At 49.7% G+C, this 16595-nt stretch carries 13 protein-coding genes and 1 other RNA gene; 10 read left to right on the top strand and 4 right to left on the bottom strand.

All coding sequences use genetic code 11. The features are described 5' to 3' along the window. The first annotated feature begins 299 nt into the window (after positions 1 to 299). On the top strand, positions 300 to 2678 hold the full coding sequence (gene ppsA / locus J1785_RS12885) for a phosphoenolpyruvate synthase (RefSeq protein WP_129990435.1): 2379 nt from the start codon (positions 300 to 302) through the stop codon (positions 2676 to 2678). A gap of 131 nt (positions 2679 to 2809) precedes the next feature. Here the strand turns inward: ppsA and rprA are convergent. Beyond that, positions 2810 to 2920, bottom strand: an RNA gene (gene rprA, locus J1785_RS12880) — antisense sRNA RprA. 190 nt (positions 2921 to 3110) lie between these two features. Continuing rightward, the gene (gene ydiK / locus J1785_RS12875) at positions 3111 to 4208 is read right to left on the bottom strand and encodes an AI-2E family transporter YdiK (RefSeq protein WP_129951713.1); all 1098 of its coding nucleotides are present in this window, start codon (positions 4206 to 4208) and stop codon (positions 3111 to 3113) included. Positions 4209 to 4535: 327 nt separating this feature from the next. Between ydiK and ydiJ the strand changes: the two genes are divergently transcribed. Together ydiJ and J1785_RS12865 are read left to right on the top strand one after the other, a co-directional pair. Then, positions 4536 to 7592, top strand: coding sequence for a D-2-hydroxyglutarate dehydrogenase YdiJ (gene ydiJ, locus J1785_RS12870; protein WP_129951712.1), 3057 nt, complete (start codon positions 4536 to 4538; stop codon positions 7590 to 7592). A gap of 15 nt (positions 7593 to 7607) precedes the next feature. Beyond that, complete coding sequence (locus J1785_RS12865) at positions 7608 to 8027, top strand: hotdog fold thioesterase (protein WP_217219523.1); 420 nt, start codon at positions 7608 to 7610, stop codon at positions 8025 to 8027. 116 nt (positions 8028 to 8143) lie between these two features. Here J1785_RS12865 and J1785_RS12860 read toward each other — a convergent pair whose 3' ends face one another. Then, on the bottom strand, positions 8144 to 8548 hold the full coding sequence (locus tag J1785_RS12860) for a hypothetical protein (RefSeq protein ID WP_129951710.1): 405 nt from the start codon (positions 8546 to 8548) through the stop codon (positions 8144 to 8146). Between the two features lie 457 nt (positions 8549 to 9005). Here J1785_RS12860 and sufA point away from each other — a divergent pair, with 457 nt between their 5' ends. From sufA to J1785_RS12825, 7 genes are all read left to right on the top strand, one after another. Then, positions 9006 to 9377 (top strand): Fe-S cluster assembly scaffold SufA, encoded by a 372-nt coding sequence (gene sufA / locus J1785_RS12855; protein WP_013576101.1) that lies wholly within the window; start codon positions 9006 to 9008, stop codon positions 9375 to 9377. A gap of 46 nt (positions 9378 to 9423) precedes the next feature. Further along, positions 9424 to 10947, top strand: coding sequence for a Fe-S cluster assembly protein SufB (sufB, locus tag J1785_RS12850; protein WP_129951709.1), 1524 nt, complete (start codon positions 9424 to 9426; stop codon positions 10945 to 10947). 121 nt (positions 10948 to 11068) lie between these two features. Then, positions 11069 to 11815 (top strand): Fe-S cluster assembly ATPase SufC, encoded by a 747-nt coding sequence (gene sufC, locus J1785_RS12845; protein ID WP_013576099.1) that lies wholly within the window; start codon positions 11069 to 11071, stop codon positions 11813 to 11815. After that, positions 11790 to 13091, top strand: a complete 1302-nt coding sequence (gene sufD, locus J1785_RS12840; protein WP_129990433.1) for a Fe-S cluster assembly protein SufD — start codon at positions 11790 to 11792, stop codon at positions 13089 to 13091. The genes sufC and sufD overlap by 26 nt, the downstream gene beginning before the upstream one ends. Beyond that, positions 13091 to 14311, top strand: a complete 1221-nt coding sequence (sufS, locus tag J1785_RS12835; protein ID WP_217219522.1) for a cysteine desulfurase SufS — start codon at positions 13091 to 13093, stop codon at positions 14309 to 14311. Before sufD ends, sufS begins: the two co-directional genes overlap by 1 nt. A gap of 28 nt (positions 14312 to 14339) precedes the next feature. Then, complete coding sequence (sufE, locus tag J1785_RS12830) at positions 14340 to 14753, top strand: cysteine desulfuration protein SufE (protein WP_129951706.1); 414 nt, start codon at positions 14340 to 14342, stop codon at positions 14751 to 14753. 260 nt (positions 14754 to 15013) lie between these two features. Beyond that, positions 15014 to 16027 carry a L,D-transpeptidase family protein gene (locus J1785_RS12825; protein WP_129951705.1) on the top strand — a complete coding sequence of 338 codons (1014 nt, stop codon included), beginning with the start codon at positions 15014 to 15016 and terminating at the stop codon, positions 16025 to 16027. A 206-nt stretch (positions 16028 to 16233) separates the two neighbouring features. Here the strand turns inward: J1785_RS12825 and J1785_RS12820 are convergent, their stop codons facing one another. After that, positions 16234 to 16470 carry a major outer membrane lipoprotein gene (locus tag J1785_RS12820; protein WP_013576093.1) on the bottom strand — a complete coding sequence of 79 codons (237 nt, stop codon included), beginning with the start codon at positions 16468 to 16470 and terminating at the stop codon, positions 16234 to 16236. Positions 16471 to 16595: the final 125 nt, after the last annotated feature.

Genomic DNA, 16595 nt, shown 5'->3' with positions numbered 1-16595 from the left:
AACTTCAGCTGCTCTGTTAGCATTGATTTAGCGACGGACTTATGGAGACTTCCTGCTGATTCATAAGGGTTAATGATGTTTCCACACATAAGCGTCATTTTGCTGCGCTGGAATTTTCCTAAACAAAAATAGTTTGTTTTGCTGGATCGATTCACCTGTCCATGTCTTATGGAGCATTATGCTAGTCTCAAAATGACAGCGTTGTTAAATGACAGAAAAAGCGTCGCCGACAATGGCTGGACAACCGGTGTTGCACGCCTACTGACTTTTACTGTAAATAAATAATAAAGGATTGTTTCATGGCTCATCTCGATCCCGATTTACGCAATGTTATCTGGTACAACCAACTGGGTATGAAGGACGTTGATAAAGTCGGTGGCAAGAACGCATCCCTCGGGGAAATGATCACCAACTTGTCTGATCTGGGTGTTTCAGTTCCCAATGGCTTTGCAACGACGTCGCAGGCATTTAATGATTTTCTCGATCAGAGCGGTGTAAACCACCGAATCCATGAGTTACTGGATAAAACAGATGTTGACGATATCGGGCAATTAACCCAGGCGGGTACGCAAATCCGCCAGTGGATCATTGAGACACCGTTCCAGCCTGAACTTGAGAAATCGATCCGTGAGGCCTATCAGCAGTTATGCGAAGGTGAGCCTGATGCGTCATTCGCGGTTCGTTCTTCCGCAACAGCCGAAGATATGCCTGATGCGTCATTTGCGGGGCAACAGGAAACCTTCCTTAATGTTCAGGGATTCGATGCCGTACTGACCGCAGTGAAGCATGTTTATGCTTCCTTATTTAATGACCGTGCCATTTCTTATCGTGTGCATCAGGGTTACGATCATCGCGGTGTGGCGCTTTCTGCCGGTGTACAGCGTATGGTGCGTTCTGATCTGGCTTCTGCGGGGGTGATGTTCACTCTGGATACCGAATCTGGTTTTGATCAAGTCGTCTTTATTACCTCGGCTTATGGTCTGGGTGAAATGGTTGTTCAGGGCGCGGTTAACCCTGATGAGTTTTACGTACATAAGCCTACGCTGGAAAAAAATAAGCCCTCTATTGTCCGCCGCACGATGGGCTCGAAGAAAATTCGCATGGTATATGCGCCAAGCCAGGAACACGGCAAACAGGTACAGATTGAAGATGTGCCGGCTGAACAGAGCACCCGTTTCTCCCTGACGGATGACGAGGTGCAGGCGCTGGCACGCCAGGCATTATTGATTGAAAAACACTATGGCCGTCCGATGGATATCGAATGGGCGAAAGACGGTCATAACGGCAATCTTTATATCGTGCAGGCGCGTCCGGAGACTGTTCGTTCCAACGGTCAGGTGATGGAACGCTATCAGTTGAATGGTAACAGCAAAGTATTGGTAGAAGGCCGCGCTATAGGCCATCGTATTGGTGCCGGGCCGGTAAAAATCATTCATAATATCAGCGAAATGCATCACGTTAAGGCAGGCGATATTCTGGTGACTGACATGACGGATCCTGACTGGGAGCCCATCATGAAAAAGGCGTCAGCCATTGTCACCAACCGTGGCGGACGGACCTGTCACGCCGCTATCATTGCGCGTGAACTGGGTATTCCTGCGGTAGTCGGTTGTGGTGATGCCACTGAAAAATTGACAGAAAATCAGAAAGTGACCGTTTCCTGTTCTGAAGGCGATACCGGTTATGTCTATCAGGATGAGCTGGACTTTAGCGTCCAGAGTTCTGCCATTGATGAACTGCCAACTTTACCGCTGAAAATCATGATGAATATCGGCAATCCCGATCGCGCCTTCGACTTTGCCTGTCTGCCGAATGAAGGTGTCGGGCTGGCGCGTTTAGAATTTATCATTAACCGCATGATTGGTGTGCATCCGAAAGCATTGCTGGAGTTTGATCAGCAACCTGCCCAATTGCAGGAAACCATCAATAAAATGATTCAGGGCTATGACAGCCCGCGTGAATATTATGTGGCACGTCTGACTGAGGGGATCGCGACACTCGGCGCAGCATTCTGGCCGAAACGGGTGATTGTGCGTTTGTCAGATTTTAAATCAAATGAATATGCCAATCTGGTGGGCGGCGAAAAATACGAACCTCATGAAGAAAATCCGATGCTGGGTTTCCGTGGTGCAGGCCGTTATGTCTCTGACAGCTTCCGCGAGTGTTTCGCACTGGAATGTGAGGCAATGAAGCGTGTCCGTAATGATATGGGGCTGACGAATGTTGAAGTGATGATTCCGTTTGTTCGTACTGTGGCGCAGGCTGAAGCTGTCGTCAAAGAGCTGGCCAGTCAGGGGCTGAAACGGGGCGAAAATGGCCTGAAAGTGATTATGATGTGTGAAATTCCATCCAATGCCTTACTGGCGGATCAGTTCCTTGAACATTTCGACGGTTTCTCTATCGGCTCCAACGACATGACTCAGCTTGCACTTGGGCTGGATCGTGATTCAGGCGTTGTCTCTGAACTCTTTGATGAACGAAACGAAGCTGTTAAAGCCCTTTTGTCGATGGCAATTAAAGCCGCTAAGAAGCAGGGGAAATATGTCGGTATTTGTGGACAGGGGCCTTCAGATCATCAGGATTTCGCACAGTGGCTGATGGAAGAGGGGATCGACAGTTTATCACTGAATCCGGATACCGTAGTACAAACCTGGCTGGCGTTAGCCGAAAGTAAATAAATTCCTAATGCCTGACATTTAGGGCTGTCACTTACAGGTGGCAGCCTTTTTTTACGGGTTGCGTAAATGACGGGAATAAAAATATAGGTTGCAGGACTATGGGGGGAAATAGAACTGTAAGGCAAAAAAGTAAAAAAAAAAGCCCGTCATAGCAGACAGGCAAAGACTACACACAGCAATTTGGGATATACCAGCTCAGGGGAAAGCTTGTATATAAATCAGTGGGTTGAAATCCGAACTGTTAATAATACTAAGTTTCCCAAGGTATTTAGTCTGTAAGAATTCTCCTAATAGGTATTATTCTCATGCTAATTGATGTGAAGGGAGTTTTTAGTAGGCGTAATTTCAGGAAAGAAGCACAAATAAAGAAAAGGCGCTGCCCGCTTGAATTAACAGGGGACAACGCCTGTGGCACGTTAAAGTGAAATGAAATTATTCATCCAGTGCTTTCAGTGCTTCTTCAGGTGCCATGTCAGGTTCCGGGGCCTCATTGACCCAAAGCGAAATCAACCGATAGGAGACGGCCAGTACAACCGGTCCGATAAACAGGCCAATCATACCGAAAGCAAATAAGCCACCAATAACACCGGACAAGATAAGCAGCATGGGTAAATCCGCACCCATGCGGATCAGAACCGGGCGCAGTACGTTATCCAGGGATCCGACCACGCAACTCCATACCAGCAAGACGGTGCCCCAGGTATTATCGCCGGACCAATACAGCCAGATGATGGCCGGAATCAATACCAGCAGTGGCCCGATTTGTGCGACACAACATACGAACATCACGACAGTCAGCACGGTAGCGTAAGGAATACCCGCGATGGCCAGCCCGATGCCGCCAAGAACAGACTGTACAATTGCAGTGACAACCACACCGAGCGCTACGGCGCGGATGGCTTGTCCGGCTAAAATAACCGCGGCATCACCGCGTTCGGCAGCAAGACGAACTGCGAAATGGCGGATCCCCATCGCAACTTGTTCACCACGGCTATAAAGAAGGGCGCTGAATAACAGCATCAGCGAACAGTGCACGATAAAGCGTCCAAGATGTCCGGCCTGGACGACGAACCACGACGCTGTCTGCCCCACATAAGGCTGCATTTTGCTCATCAGCGCATTCCCGCCACCATTAATCAGCGCATGCCAGCCGATGTAAAGTTTATGACCGACCAGAGGAATGGAGTTCAGCCAGTGGAAATCGGGCATGTGCAATATGGAAGGATTACTCGCAACGGCGACCAAAGGTGCGCCATTCTCAATGGCGCTGCTGACCAGTAAGGCAATAGGCAAAACGAATAAAAGGATCAACAGCAGTGTCATGATGATGACAGCCAGAAAACGGCGTCCCCACAGAACCTTTTGTAGTTTGATCATCAGCGGCCAGGTGGCGATAACCACCATACCAGCCCAGGCGAAGCCCAAAATGAAAGGCTGAACCACCCAGATGCTGGCAATTGTCATCAGGGCAATAAACAGCACCCCGAACATGATCTGGGGTAAGTCATAACGTTTAATTGGGAGATTCATTCATGTTTCTCAATGTGATAAACGAAGTCAGGCACGAACCCTGTGCCTCCAAACACTTTATTCATAAACAGGATGCTAAAAATAAGCATGGAACATACGGCTGCTTTTGGATAGCCCTCCACACAATAAGTTGCAAGACGTTATTACTGTAAGTGTTTTTTGTGGCGCGTCATGAAACATCTGCAACAAAGATGAACCAGACGGAGCGCTTAAAAACGAAGTATGTTAGTTTTTATTCCGGGTAAAGAATAGGGTGGATCTGCCGGGCAGATCCGGTAGAACGCCTCGGGCCCGCCAGGCATACAACAAAGACAGAGTCATAATTCAATGATCCCACAGATTTCTCAGGCACCGGGTGTCATCCAACTGGTGCTCGATTTTTTGGAAGCGTTAAAAAGCAACGGTTTTACGGGTGATGTTACAACAACTTATGCCGACAGACTGACGATGGCGACGGACAACAGCGTCTATCAGTTGCTGCCGGATGCGGTCTTATTCCCGATTGCAACGTCAGATGTGGCATTGATTGCCCGTCTTGCCGGGCAGGAACGTTTTAAAACGCTCGTTTTCACTCCACGCGGAGGCGGTACCGGTACCAACGGGCAGTCATTGAACCGCGGCATTGTGGTTGATATGTCCCGTCATATGAACCGCATCCTGGATATCAACCTGGAACAGGGCTGGGTCAAGGTTGAAGCCGGTGTAATTAAAGATCAGCTTAATGATTATCTGCGACCGTTCGGCTTTTTCTTTTCACCTGAGTTATCAACCAGTAACCGTGCGACGCTGGGGGGTATGATTAACACGGATGCGTCCGGTCAGGGGTCGCTGGTTTACGGTAAAACGTCTGATCACGTTCTTGGTGTTCGTGCGATTGTGCTCGGTGGTGAGATGCTGGATACCACCGCTATTCCGACGGCGCTGGCTGATAAGCTGGGCGAAGAGGATTCAGTCATCGGGCGGATTTACCGCACTGTGTTGGACAGTTGTCGCGATAACCGTGCGCTGGTGATCGAAAAATTCCCGAAACTTAACCGCTTCCTCACAGGCTACGATCTGCGCCATGTACTGAGTGACGATCTGCAGACCTTCAACCTGACACGTATTCTGACCGGTTCAGAAGGCTCGCTGGCCTTTATCACCGAAGCACGCCTGAATATCACGCCAATCCCCAAAGTGCGTCGCCTGGTCAATATCAAATACGATTCCTTTAATTCAGCGCTACGTAATGCTCCTTTTATGGTGGAGGCTAAGGCGCTCTCGGTTGAAACTGTGGACTCCAAAGTGCTGAATCTGGCTCGTGAAGATATTGTCTGGCACAGCGTTCGTGATTATATCAAGGACGTTGAAGGCTTCGACATGCAGGGGCTGAATATTGTTGAATTTGCCGGAGATGATGCCGACCTGATTGAAACCCAGGTCAGTGCGCTGTGCGAACGTCTGGATAGCCTGATAAGTGATAAAGAAGGCGGTGTTATCGGTTATCAGATTTGCGCCGATCTGGCCGGTATCGAGCGTATTTATAATATGCGTAAGAAAGCCGTCGGTCTGTTGGGCAATGCAAAAGGGCAGGCTAAACCCCTGCCGTTTGCAGAAGACACCTGCGTGCCCCCTCAGCATCTGGCGGATTACATTGTTGAATTTCGGGCGTTACTCGACAGTCATCATCTCAGTTATGGCATGTTCGGGCACGTGGATGCGGGCGTATTGCACGTGCGTCCGGCGCTGGACATGTGCGACCCGCAACAGGAGATATTGCTCAGGCAAATCTCTGATGAAGTTGTCGCGCTGACCGCGAAATACGGGGGGTTACTCTGGGGAGAGCACGGAAAAGGGTTCCGTGCGGAATACAGTCCGGCGTTCTTTGGTGAAGCGCTGTTCCATGAACTGCGTCGGATCAAAACCGTATTCGATCCGGATAACCGCCTCAATCCCGGCAAAATCTGTGCACCGCTTGAGTGTGACGAGCCGATGATGAAAGTTGATGCGCCAAAACGCGGAACCCTCGATCGCCGTATTCCGCTGGAAGTCCGTCAGTCATTCCGCGGCGCGATGGAATGTAATGGTAACGGCCTGTGCTTTAACTTTGATGTGAAAAGTCCGATGTGCCCGTCAATGAAAATCACGGGCAGCCGTATCCACTCTCCAAAAGGTCGCGCGGGTCTGGTACGTGAATGGTTGCGTTTATTGTCAGAACAAGGTGTAGATCCGCTGGCGCTTGAGAATGCGTTGCCGGAAAAAGGCATGAGCTTGCGCAGCCTGATTGACCGTACACGTAATACCTGGCATGCCAATAAAGGGGAATATGATTTCTCCCATGAAGTGAAAGAGGCGATGTCCGGTTGCCTGGCCTGTAAAGCCTGCTCGACACAGTGCCCGATAAAAATTGATGTGCCGGGCTTCCGCTCGCGTTTCCTGCAGCTTTACCACACCCGCTACCTGCGCCCGGCCCGCGATCATTTTGTCGCAGGCGTTGAAAGCTACGCTCCCCTGATGGCCAAAGCCCCTAAGGTGTTCAATTTTTTCCTCAGGCAGCCCTGGTTACGGGAGATGAGCCGGAAAAGCATCGGCATGGTGGATTTGCCTTTACTGTCTTCTCCGACCCTTCGGGAGCAGTTATCAGGGCATCGTGCCAGTAAGATGACACTTGAACAACTGGAGGCCATTCCTCCGGCACAACGGGGTGAATACGTGCTGGTAGTCCAGGATCCCTTTACCAGTTTTTACGACGCACAGGTCGTTGCTGATTTTATCCGTCTGATTGAAAAACTGGGCCTTAAACCCGTTCTGCTGCCTTTTTCACCTAACGGCAAAGCGCAGCATATAAAAGGTTTCCTGACCCGTTTTGCCAAAACAGCGAAGAAAACGTCCCTGTTCCTTAACCGTGTATCACAGTTGGGAATGCCGATGGTGGGTGTCGATCCTGCGCTGGTACTGTGTTACCGCGATGAATATAAAGAAATTCTCGGGGATACGCGCGGATCCTTCCAGGTTCAACTCGTGCATGAATGGCTGGATACCTGGCTGGCGGAGCGTCCGGCGCAACAGCAAAGTGGCGAGGCCTGGTATCTGTTCGGACATTGTACGGAAAGCACTGCCCTGCCAAACAGTAGCAAACAGTGGGGCGATATCTTTGCCCGCTACGGTGCGAAGCTGGAAAACGTCAGTGTCGGGTGCTGTGGAATGGCAGGGACGTATGGTCATGAAACTAAAAATCTTGAAAACTCTCTGGGGATTTATGAGCTTTCCTGGCACACCGCTTTGCAACGGTTACCGCGCCAGCGCTGTCTGGCAACCGGCTATTCCTGTCGCAGCCAGGTAAAACGCATCGAAGGCAACGGCGTTCGCCATCCTTTACAGGCCTTGCTGGAAATCATTCCCTAACCATAAGGAAGCATTATGTCATTCTGGAAACGGAGTACCACGCTGGAAACCCTGAATCAGCGCAGTCAGGGATGTATGGTGGGGCATGTGGGGATTAAGTTCACGCAACTGGGTGAGGATTTCCTTGAAGCAACCATGCCGGTAGATGCACGCACTACCCAGCCATTTGGCTTGCTGCACGGCGGCGCATCCGTTGTTCTGGCGGAAACCATGGGGTCGATGGCAGGTTATTTATGCTGTGAAGGGAATCAAACCGTGGTGGGAGTGGAAATTAATGCCAGCCATATGCAGTCTGCAAGGGAAGGACACGTGCGCGGTGTCTGCCGCGCATTGCGCACCGGTCGCCGCAGCCAGGTCTGGCAGATTGAGATTTTTGATCAGAAAGGGAATCTGTGCTGTGTATCGCGGCTGACGACCATGGTGATCGATCATTGATACGCGTTATTAATCAATCCTGATCACGGAGTCAGACACGTAACAAGCGGATGCATGATGAATGTATCCGCTTTTTTATTGGGCTGAACAAAACTGGCTAACGTATTGAAAATAAATTAAAGCTGAAAAGGAACACGTTTGGCGAAGTCAGTTTGAAATGCCGTTGCTTTTTCCCAGATGCCCATCATGGCATAATACTGACAAATGAGTTTTAACGTGTGCCGCGCAAAATGGTAACTCTGAACACGGAAGAGTTCACAACGTACCACGCTGTTGATTTCCAGGATCAGGCGGTTATGCAATTTGCATAAAGCATGAAGATAACTGTGATCATCTCCGTTCTGCAGGCACAGATTGGCCATATCGAGGCAAAGGCTGTTGAAGCGTTTGAGCTGACAAAGATGCGCATCCGGGCGTCGTAAGGCAGCATCTGCCATATAAAAATCCACGGTGGCATCGCGGACACTTGATTTATATTCGTCGATCTTGCCTTGCAACCACGCATTTACCGATTGAGTCATTCTCAATATTCCGGGTTATCTGAATGATAATCATTATCAAATAATAAACATCATATTGGCAAAAAATCGCCGGATCAACGTTTTCATGCGCTTTTTTTATTTTTGTGGGGCTTAAGGCAGTAAGCAAAAAGAGCTTTAATTCTTCGGATATGGCTAATTCATAAATAGGCATTTCCGATGAATGTTTTATAATAGATACATTGAAAGCTATTAAACCTTACCTTTTATAAGGTTTATTTTAATTTTTAACAAAAAATTGACAACTTATTCAATCAGTTGATGGTTGCGGTGTTCAAGACCCGCCAGCGGCCGGATGTAAAGACGACGCACATTGAGTGTCTTTCCTCGTGTGTCATCGCTATACCCTCTTAAAACAAGAGGTTGAAGTGATTAACGTTATCACTAGAATAGAGACAATAGGTCTTGTCTATGACCGTAAAATTATGAGGTAAGACAGATGCAAACTGAAACTGTCGGCTCTTTCTCTTTAGACGACAACGTATGGCAAGGTGTTAGCCTGACTGATTCTGCAGCGAAACAGATTAATACTCTGGTGGCACAGGATCCCGAAGTTAAAGGTCTTCAGCTCTCCGTGAAACAGTCGGGGTGTGCCGGCTTTGGCTACGTTCTGGATTTAACCAAACAACCGGCCAGCGATGACCTGGTGTTTGAACATGACGGCGCTTTGCTGTTTGTTCCGCTGAAGGCCATGCCTTTCATCGACGGAACCGAGGTGGATTTTGTCCGCGAAGGACTCAATCAGATATTTAAATTCAATAATCCTAAAGCTCAGCATGCCTGCGGGTGTGGTGAAAGTTTCGGCGTTTAAAACTTTCAGTTTCTAAGATTATTGTAAACAAAGCGATGTAACCAACATGTCACGAAGCAACGTAGAAATTCCAGATGATGTGCAGTCTTGGGTCGGCGAGGGGACGAATTACAAGGAAGGGTTCTTTACCCAGCTGGCAACCGATGAATTAGCATCAGGCATCAACGAAGATGTAGTGCGTGCGATTTCCGCAAAGCGCAACGAGCCTGAGTGGATGCTGGAGTTCCGTCTGCAGGCTTATCATGCCTGGTTGAAAATGGAAGAGCCACACTGGCTGAAGGCGTACTATACGCCTCTGGATTACCAGGATTACAGCTACTATTCCGCGCCATCCTGTGGCAGCTGCGATGATAGCTGTGGCTCACAACCGGGGGCGACGCAGCAATCTGGCGGCGAATCCCTGGGGGTTCCTGCGGGCGAAGCAAACAATTATCTGACCAGCGAAGTTGAAAAGGCTTTCGAACAGCTGGGCGTTCCGGTTCGTGAAGGTAAAGAAGTCGCTGTCGATGCGATTTTTGACTCCGTTTCTGTCTCCACAACGTATCGCGAAAAGCTGGCTGAATCGGGCGTCATTTTCTGCTCATTCGGTGAAGCTATTCATGAATATCCTGATCTGGTGCGTAAATACCTCGGTACCGTTGTTCCCGCTCAGGATAACTTTTTTGCGGCACTGAATGCGGCTGTAGCTTCTGATGGTACGTTTGTTTATGTGCCAAAAGGTGTGCGCTGCCCGATGGAGTTGTCGACCTACTTCCGCATAAATGCCGCGAAAACCGGTCAGTTTGAACGTACGATCCTGATTGCTGATGAAGGCAGTTATGTCAGTTACATCGAAGGCTGTTCCGCACCGGTGCGTGACACCTATCAGCTCCATGCTGCGGTGGTTGAAGTGATCCTGCACAAAGACGCGGAAGTGAAATATTCCACAGTGCAGAACTGGTTCTCCGGTAGCAAAGACAGCAGCGGCGGTATTTTAAACTTCGTGACTAAACGTGCATTGTGCGAAGGCGCAGGCTCGAAGATGTCCTGGACCCAGTCTGAAACCGGCTCAGCCATCACCTGGAAATACCCGAGCGTTATTCTCAAAGGGGATAACTCAATTGGTGAATTCTTCTCGGTTGCGCTGACCAGCGGTAAACAGCAGGCGGATACCGGTACCAAAATGATCCACATTGGTAAAAACACCAAGTCGACCATTATCTCCAAAGGTATTTCCGCCGGTCACAGCCAGAACAGCTACCGCGGTCTGGTGAAGATCCTGCCAAGTGCAGAAAACGCCCGCAACTTTACGCAGTGCGATTCCATGCTGATTGGTGCCGACAGTGCCGCGCATACGTTCCCGTATGTTGAAGTGCGCAATAATACGGCTCAGCTGGAACATGAAGCCACGACGTCAAAAATCGGCGATGACCAGCTGTTCTACTGTCTGCAACGTGGTATCAGCGAAGATGATGCTATTTCCATGATTGTAAATGGTTTCTGTAAAGATGTCTTTTCTGAGCTGCCGCTAGAGTTTGCTGTCGAAGCACAGAAACTGCTGGCGATCAGCCTTGAACACAGCGTCGGTTAATTCGCCGTACGCTCTCCTGACGTCGCAGCAGGGTGTGAGATGCACGACGCACAGGTTTGAGTTCATTAAAGTCACAGCATAAACAGAATTAAGGCGCGCAGGCGCAAACTCAAGGATACGTATGTTAAGCATTAAGAATTTGAAGGTCCGTGTCGAAGAAAAGGAAATTCTGAAAGGACTTGATCTGGAGATTAAACCGGGTGAAGTACACGCCATTATGGGGCCGAACGGCTCAGGCAAAAGTACGCTCTCCGCGACACTGGCTGGCCGTGAAGATTACGAAGTGACTGACGGTTCCGTGATCTTCAACGGTAAAGATTTGCTGGAACTCGCCCCGGAAGACCGCGCGGGTGAAGGTGTGTTTATGGCTTTCCAGTATCCGGTAGAAATCCCGGGCGTAACCAACCATTTCTTCCTGCAAACTGCAGTGAACGCGGTGCGTAAATATCGCGGCCAGGAACCGATGGATCGCTTTGACTTCGCAGATTTCATCGAAGAAAAAATTGCGATGCTGAAGATGCCTGCCGATTTGCTGACCCGTTCAGTGAATGTAGGTTTCTCCGGTGGTGAGAAAAAGCGTAACGATATTCTGCAAATGGCGGCGCTTGAGCCAAACCTGTGCATCCTTGATGAAACTGACTCCGGTCTGGACATTGATGCGCTGAAGATTGTTTCTGATGGTGTTAACACACTGCGTGACGGCAAGCGTTCATTCGTTATTGTCACCCACTACCAGCGTATCCTCGACTACATCAAGCCTGACTACGTGCACGTTTTGTATCAGGGCCGCATTGTTAAATCCGGCGATTTCACCTTGGTTAAACAGTTAGAGGAGCAAGGTTATGGCTGGCTTACCGACGAAGAGTAATGTCCCTGCGGCGGGCAGTTCGCACGCCATGCAGCAACTTTACCGCCTTTTTGAAAGCCGCGGGGGGGAGCAGTCGCCCCACGCGCATGCCCATTGGCAACAGGTGTTGCGCCTTGGTTTTCCGCACGCAAAACTGGAAGACTGGAAATACACGCCGGTTTCCTCACTGCTGGGTAATCAATTCTTCGCTCCTCAGCAGCAGGCGCTGACGGTTGAGAAAATCAAATCTCTGGCGTTGCCGCTGGATTGTTACCGCCTGGTTTTCGTGGATGGTCGTTTCGATGCGAGCCTCAGCGACAGTGATACCGGTGCGTTTGAAATTGAAAAACTGAACGCGTCCGGGCAACAAACATTACCGGATCCGATTCAGTCAGAGGTGTTTTTACATCTGACAGAAAGTCTGGCGCAGGATTCTTTCTCCGTGCGTTTGCCTGTGGGCAAGCAGGCTGATAAGCCGTTGTATCTGCTGCATCTGAGCAGTGGTCGTGAGCAGTCACGCGAAATGAATACCGTTCATCATCGTTATCATCTGGCGATTGAAAATGGCGCGAATGCTGAAGTGATTGAACATTACCTGAGTCTGAATGAGCAGGGGCATTTCACCGGTGCACGTATGACGGTAAATGTGGGCGATAATGCAGATTTCACGCATTACAAACTCGCATTTGAAAGCCAGGCCAGTTTCCACTTTTCGCATAATGATCTGGTCATCGGGCGCGATGCCCGTGTTTCCAGCCACAGCTTCCTGCTGGGCGCGGGTCTGACCCGTAATAATACCAGTGCGCAGCTGAACGGCGAAAACAGCAATCTGGATATCAACAGTCTGGTTCTGCCGGTTGATTCTGAAATTGCCGATACACGCACATATCTCGAACACAACAAAGGTTATTGCAACAGCAACCAGTTGCATAAAGTGATTGTCAACGATCGTGCTAAAGCGATTTTTAACGGCATGATCAAAGTGGCTCAGCACGCACTGAAAACGGACGGAAAAATGACCAACAACAACTTGTTGCTGGGCAAACACACTGAAGTTGATACCAAACCTCAGCTGGAAATTTATGCCGATGACGTGAAGTGCAGCCACGGTGCGACAGTGGGTCGTATTGATGACGAACAGCTTTTCTATCTGCGTACCCGTGGGATTAGCGGGCAGGATGCTCAGCAAATGATCATCTTTGCTTTTGCCGCTGAACTGACGGAAGCCATTGAGAATGAAACCCTGCGTGAAGTCGTCATTGCCCGTATTGCAGGCAGACTAAATCGAGGTAAGTAATGAGTTTTCCACTGGAAAAAGTACGTAGCGATTTCCCTGTGCTGAGCCGTGAAGTTAACGGCCAGCCGCTGGCCTATCTCGACAGCGCGGCCAGTGCACAGAAACCGCATCAGGTCATTCAACGTGAAATGGCTTTCTTCGAGCAAGGTTATGCTGCGGTTCACCGTGGCATTCATACCATGAGCGCGGAAGCGACGGAGCAGATGGAAAACGTCCGCACTCAGGCCGCCCGTTTCATGAATGCCGCATCGGCGGAAGAAATTGTCTTCGTCAAAGGTTCCACGGAAGCCATTAACCTGGTCGCCAATACCTGGGGGCGTGAGTTTTTACACGCCGGCGACCACATCATTCTGACTGAAATGGAACACCACGCGAACATCGTGCCATGGCAGATGCTGGCAAAAGAACGTGAGCTTCATATTGATGTCTGGCACCTGACACCGGAAGGTGAGCTGGATTTATCACAGCTTGAATCACTGATCACGCCACGCACAAAACTGCTGACGTTAGCGCATGTTTCCAATGTATTAGGCACGGTTAACCCGATCGAAAAAATCATTCCGCAGGCTAAAGCTGCCGGCCTGACCGTTCTGGTCGATGGTGCGCAGGCGGTCATGCATCAGGCGGTTGATGTGCAGGCGCTGGGCTGTGATTTCTATGTCTGGTCAGGGCATAAACTCTACGGCCCGACCGGTATTGGTATCCTGTACGGGCGCAAAGCCCTGCTGGATCAGATGCCGCCGTGGGAAGGTGGTGGCTCGATGATCAAGCATGTCAGCCTGACAGAAGGCACCACTTTCACGGCAGCTCCATGGCGCTTTGAAGCCGGCACACCCAATACCGGCGGTATTATGGGACTGGGTGCGGCAATGGAATACGTCACTGCTCTGGGGCTGGAAAATATCCATGCTTATGAACAGGACCTGATGAACTATGCGCTCAATGCGATGGCACAGGTGCCAGATATTCAGATTTACGGCCCGGCTACCCGTGCAGGCGTTATCGCGTTTAATCTGGGTAAACACCATGCGTACGACGTCGGCAGCTTCCTTGATCAATACGGTATTGCCATCCGCACCGGTCACCATTGTGCGATGCCATTAATGTCCTTCTACGGTGTTCCGGCTATGTGCCGTGCGTCACTCGCGATGTACAATACCCGTGAAGAAGTCGACCGTTTGGTCGCGGGGCTGCAACGTATTCACCGGTTGTTGGGTTAATCCTGACAGCCCAGATCAGGATGTCTTTATGGCTTTGCCAGATAAAAACAAGTTAGTCAGAAATTTTTCCCGATGCCCGAATTGGGAAGAAAAATATCTGTACGTGATTGAGCTGGGTGGCCAGTTACCCGCCTTAGCGGAAGAGCACCGTCAGGACCAAAACCTGATTTCCGGTTGTCAGAGCCAGGTATGGATTGTCATGCGTACCGATGAGAAGGGGGCACTGACTTTCGAAGGTGACAGTGATGCAGCCATTGTTAAAGGCCTGGTCGCGATTGTCTTTAGCCTGTATCAGGGCCTGACGCCTCGCGATGTGGTGGAACTGGATGTACGTCCTTTTTTCACTGAGCTTGAACTGAGTCAGCATCTGACGCCTTCACGCTCACAAGGGCTGGAAGCGATGATTCGCTCTATCCGCGCTAAAGCAGCAGAGCTCTCTTAATACTGGTGCTGCTGCATTGTCTTGCTCATTAGGAATTGTCTGCTAATGAGCAAGGCAGAACGCTTATTTCTCCCCGTGTATTTCCTTTTACTCCTGATTTTTCAATTCACTATCCTTCTGGGTTTTATCCTGACTTCTGTAAGGTAACTTTCTGATTTACAGTGGTTTGATTGCCATGAAATTCTGCGCTGCTACTATTACCTGACAAGATCATTGCCTTGCCTCAGATTCGCTGAGTGCAGGCCGAAAAAGGACTGAGTATGAGACGCGCATTACCCCTTCTGGCAATGTTAGTTGGCACACTGGTAGCAACGCATTCCATGACCGCAAGTGCGGCAGAATATCCACTGCCGCCGGATAATAGCCGCCTGATTGGTGAAAATACGACATATGTGGTGCCCAACGACGGTAAACCGCTGGAAGATGTGGCGGCCAAATACCAAATTGGGCTGATCGCGATGCTGGAAGCGAATCCGGGAACAGACCCTTATTTGCCCAAAGCGGGCACCGTGCTGACTATCCCATCGCAAATGCTGTTACCGGATACCAAACGTGAAGGGATTGTCGTCAACCTGGCGGAGCTGCGCCTTTACTACTATCCGAAGGGCGAGAATAAAGTCATTGTTTATCCGATCGGTATCGGCCAGTTAGGGCGTAACACACCGGAGATGGTGACCTCTGTCAGCCAGAAGATCCCGAATCCTACCTGGACGCCCACCGCCAATATTCGTAAAGCCTATCTGAAAGAGGGGATTACATTACCGGGGATGGTGCCGGCCGGGCCGGATAATCCGATGGGCTTGTTTGCAATGCGTCTGTCGGCAGGCTCAGGACAGTATCTGATCCACGGGACCAATGCGAATTTCGGCATTGGTATGCGTGTGAGTTCCGGTTGTATCCGTCTGCGTCCAGACGATATCGAAGCGCTGTTTAACTCGGTGCCAAAAGGGACGCGTGTACAAATTGTGAATCAGCCTATCAAGTTTGATGTCGAACCGGATGGTAAACGTTATATCGAGGTACATCAGCCGTTGTCTCACACAGAGAAAGATGATCCGCAAACCAAACCGATCCCACTGACCGCTGCAATGAAGAAATTCATTAAACACGATGACACCAATGCCGCGATGGTAAAAGAAGCAATTACACGGCGTTCTGGTATGCCGGTTGTGGTCAGTGTCGGCGCTAAAGCAGGAAACACACCACCTGCTGTCAACCCGCCACAAATGGCGAATTCGGGGGAACCGGCGGTTAATACAGCCAGCACCCAGTAAACGTTCGCAGAACCACAGCAGAAACGATTTAAACTCCAGGGGCCTGTAGGGTCCCTTTTTTGTGTCTGACATTCACCTGAGCGATAGAGCGCGTTTTAAAGGGGAGGTTTGATGATGATTTAAAGTCGTCAGGGGAGGAGAAAAGCATAAATAGCAGATAAAAAAAATGGCGCACTGAGTGCGCCATTGAACTAGAGAAGTAAATATTACTTCTTGTAAGCGTGAGCTTGGTTGTCCAGACGTTGGTTAGCGCGAGCTGCATCGTCTTTAGCTGCTTGAACGTCAGAACGGATTGCGTTCACGTCGTTGCTCAGTTGGTCAACTTTAGAGTTCAGAGTAGAAACGTCTGAAGACAGTTGGTCGATTTTAGCATTGCTTGAACAACCAGCCAGCATAGTTGAAGCCAGGATTACAGCGCCCAGTACCAGTTTAGTGCGATTCATTATAAAACACTCTAGATTAAGTTAATCTCCATGTAGCGTTAAAAGTATTACACAAACTATTTTCTAATGAGAATAATTTTTTGCCGGTTAACGCTATATTTTGATCGTTCGCTCAAAGAAACATC

Origin of the sequence: Rahnella perminowiae (assembly GCF_019049755.1) — a bacterium.
Lineage (GTDB): Bacteria > Pseudomonadota > Gammaproteobacteria > Enterobacterales > Enterobacteriaceae > Rahnella > Rahnella perminowiae.
Note: the sequence above shows the minus strand (reverse complement) of the source record. Positions and strands in the feature narration are given on the sequence as shown.

Excerpts from the sequence above, each read along its gene's own strand:
- ppsA (WP_129990435.1), top strand. The coding sequence starts at position 300 with ATGGCTCATCTCGATCCCGATTTACGCAATGTTATCTGGTACAACCAA.
- ydiK (WP_129951713.1), bottom strand. The coding sequence starts at position 4,208 with ATGAATCTCCCAATTAAACGTTATGACTTACCCCAGATCATGTTCGGG.
- ydiJ (WP_129951712.1), top strand. The coding sequence starts at position 4,536 with ATGATCCCACAGATTTCTCAGGCACCGGGTGTCATCCAACTGGTGCTC.
- J1785_RS12865 (WP_217219523.1), top strand. The coding sequence starts at position 7,608 with ATGTCATTCTGGAAACGGAGTACCACGCTGGAAACCCTGAATCAGCGC.
- J1785_RS12860 (WP_129951710.1), bottom strand. The coding sequence starts at position 8,548 with ATGACTCAATCGGTAAATGCGTGGTTGCAAGGCAAGATCGACGAATAT.
- sufA (WP_013576101.1), top strand. The coding sequence starts at position 9,006 with ATGCAAACTGAAACTGTCGGCTCTTTCTCTTTAGACGACAACGTATGG.
- sufB (WP_129951709.1), top strand. The coding sequence starts at position 9,424 with ATGTCACGAAGCAACGTAGAAATTCCAGATGATGTGCAGTCTTGGGTC.
- sufC (WP_013576099.1), top strand. The coding sequence starts at position 11,069 with ATGTTAAGCATTAAGAATTTGAAGGTCCGTGTCGAAGAAAAGGAAATT.
- sufD (WP_129990433.1), top strand. The coding sequence starts at position 11,790 with ATGGCTGGCTTACCGACGAAGAGTAATGTCCCTGCGGCGGGCAGTTCG.
- sufS (WP_217219522.1), top strand. The coding sequence starts at position 13,091 with ATGAGTTTTCCACTGGAAAAAGTACGTAGCGATTTCCCTGTGCTGAGC.
- sufE (WP_129951706.1), top strand. The coding sequence starts at position 14,340 with ATGGCTTTGCCAGATAAAAACAAGTTAGTCAGAAATTTTTCCCGATGC.
- J1785_RS12825 (WP_129951705.1), top strand. The coding sequence starts at position 15,014 with ATGAGACGCGCATTACCCCTTCTGGCAATGTTAGTTGGCACACTGGTA.
- J1785_RS12820 (WP_013576093.1), bottom strand. The coding sequence starts at position 16,470 with ATGAATCGCACTAAACTGGTACTGGGCGCTGTAATCCTGGCTTCAACT.